The sequence below is a fragment of the Bradyrhizobium sp. P2_E8 genome (genome assembly GCF_056403875.1).
In genome coordinates this window covers 1-2,626 of the sequence record NZ_JBFUES010001010.1, presented here as the reverse complement: position 1 = coordinate 2,626, position 2,626 = coordinate 1, and the positions used below count along the sequence as shown (strand labels likewise).

3 protein-coding genes are annotated in these 2,626 nt (G+C 64.2%); all 3 read left to right on the top strand.

The annotated features are described in order from the left end of the window. Positions 1-328 (top strand): MaoC family dehydratase (locus tag AC1D00_RS35865; RefSeq protein WP_477013925.1); only part of this gene is annotated, 328 nt, incomplete at its 5' end. Positions 329-454: 126 nt separating this feature from the next. After that, on the top strand, positions 455-1,495 hold the full coding sequence (gene obgE, locus AC1D00_RS35860) for a GTPase ObgE (RefSeq protein WP_135178828.1): 1,041 nt from the start codon (positions 455-457) through the stop codon (positions 1,493-1,495). A gap of 252 nt (positions 1,496-1,747) precedes the next feature. Next, positions 1,748-2,626 (top strand): sulfatase-like hydrolase/transferase (locus AC1D00_RS35855; protein ID WP_477013924.1); only part of this gene is annotated, 879 nt, incomplete at its 3' end.

Below are 2,626 nucleotides of genomic sequence, written 5' to 3'. Positions count from 1 at the left end.
CCCCGTGCATTACGACGTGGAGTATTGCCGCAGCCGCGGCATGCCGCATCTGCTCGCCCACGGCTTCCAGACCCTGATCCACACCGCGCCCGGCGCCGGCCTGTTTCCCTTCATGGTCGAAGAGTCCCTGGTCGGCTTCCTCGAGCAATCGAGCCGGTTCCTCAAGCCCGTGTTCGCCGACGACACCATCTATCCCGCGCTCGAGGTCACGGAGCTGATGCCGGGACGCTCGACCGGCGTGGTGACGCTCAAAAGCACCGTGTTCAACCAGCGCAAGGAGCTGGTGCTGGAGGGCACGCAGAAATTCCTGATCCGGCGCCGCCCCTGAAGTCGTGTTGGAAGTCGCCTTGGAAGTCACCTTGGGGTTAAGCAAGGGGCGAAATTCGCGGAATTTCGGCCGATTTGCGGGTAAGTCCGGGTTGCCGCGGGGGACCGGCTGGCCTACCTATGGCCCATGAAATTCCTCGACGAAGCAAAGGTCTATATCCGCTCCGGTGACGGTGGGAACGGCTGCGTGGCGTTCCGCCGCGAGAAGTTCATCGAATTCGGCGGCCCCTCCGGCGGCAATGGCGGTCGCGGCGGCAACGTCATCATCGAGGTCGCCGACGGGCTGAACACGCTGATCGACTACCGCTACCAGCAGCATTTCAAGGCCCAGAAGGGCGAGAATGGTGCAGGCTCGGACCGTCACGGCGCCAACGGCAAGAACATCGTGCTGAAGGTGCCGATGGGCACGCAGATCTTCGATGAGGACCGCGAGACGCTGATCCACGACTTCACCAATGTCGGCGAAAAATTCGTGCTCGCCGAGGGCGGCAATGGCGGCTTCGGCAACGCGCATTTCAAATCCTCGACCAACCGCGCGCCGCGCAACGCCAATCCCGGCCAGCCCGGCGAGGAGCGCTGGATCTGGCTGCGGCTGAAACTCATTGCCGACGCCGGCCTCGTCGGCCTGCCCAATGCCGGCAAGTCCACCTTCCTGTCCAAGGTCAGCGCGGCCAAGCCGAAGATCGCCGACTATCCCTTCACCACGCTGCATCCGCAGCTCGGCGTCGTGAATGCCGACGGCCGCGAATTCGTGCTGGCCGACATTCCAGGTCTCATCGAGGGCGCGCATGAAGGCGCGGGCCTCGGCGACCGCTTCCTTGGCCATGTCGAACGCTGCCGCGTGCTCTTGCATCTCGTCGATGCAACCTGCGAACACGCCGGCAAGGCGTACAAGACCGTGCGCACAGAGCTCAATGCCTATGGCGGGCTGCTCACCGACAAGATCGAGATCGTGGCACTGAACAAGATCGACGCGGTCGAGCCGGACGAGCTCAAGAAGCAGAAGGACCGGCTGAAGCGCGCCGCCAAGAAGACACCGCTGCTGCTCTCCGGCATCACCGGCGACGGCGTCAAGGAAGCGTTGCGCGCGCTTGTCGACGTGATCGGCGAGGCCCCGGTGTCGGCGAAGGCGAAGAGCGCCGCCGAAGCGGAGCCGTGGTCGGCCTAGACCGTCTCCTCGCGGTCGTCCCGGCCTAGTGCGCAATTGCGCACGGGGGGCCGGGACCCATACCCCCAGGAAGCAGTTTGACGAAGACTCGGAGTGGGAGTCTTCGCGCCACGAACATTCGTGGTTATGGGTCCCGGCCTTCGCCGGGATGACATAGGAATGTAGAGCGGCAGGTACCCGCATCACTGGCAGGTTGTCACCGGCGCTCTAATAGCGCAGCATCAAACAATTAAGAAACGGCAGGGATGACGCATGGCGCGCGCGAAGAACGTTCTCTGGATCATGTGCGACCAACTTCGCTATGATTATCTCGGCTGCACCGGCCATCCCACGCTGAAGACTCCCAACATCGACGCCATGGCGAAGCGCGGCGTGCTCTTCAGCAAGGCTTACGTGCAGTCGCCGATCTGCGGGCCCTCGCGAATGTCGTTCTACACCGGCCGCTACATGCGCTCGCACGGCTCGCACTGGAACGGCTGGCCGCTGCGCGTCGGCGAGCCCACGCTCGGCGATCACCTCAGGAAGATCGGCGTGCGCAACGTGCTGGTCGGCAAGACCCACATGGCGCCCGACCTCGAAGGCATGAAGGCGCTCGGCATCCCGCCGGAGTCGATGATCGGCGTGCATGTCGCCGAATGCGGTTTCGAGCCCTACGAGCGCGACGACGGCCTGCACCCGACGGGACGGCCGCGCCCGAAATACGATGAATATCTCCGCAAGCAGGGATTCGAAGCGACCAATCCGTGGGAGCATTGGGCCAATTCCGGCGCAGCGGAGGACGGCTCGTTGCAGAACGGCTGGCTGCTGGTGCACGCCGACAAGGCTGCGCGCGTGCCGGAGGAGCATTCCGAAACGCCCTACATGACGCGGCGCGCGATGGATTTCATCACCGAGGCCGAGACCGACGGCAAGCCGTGGTGCCTGCATCTGTCCTACATCAAGCCGCACTGGCCCTACATCGCGCCCGAACCCTATGCCAGCATGTACTCGACAGCGGACATGATCCCGGTGATCCGCTCCGAGCGCGAGCGCTCGAGCCCGCATCCGGTGTTCGGCGCCTATATGGACATGCGCTACTCCCGCAACATGGCGCGCGACGATGCGCGGGAGAAGGTGATCCCGACCTATATG

What these genes read in the sequence shown, in the direction of transcription:
- obgE (WP_135178828.1), top strand. Translation starts at nt 455, where the DNA reads ATGAAATTCCTCGACGAAGCAAAGGTCTATATCCGCTCCGGTGACGGT.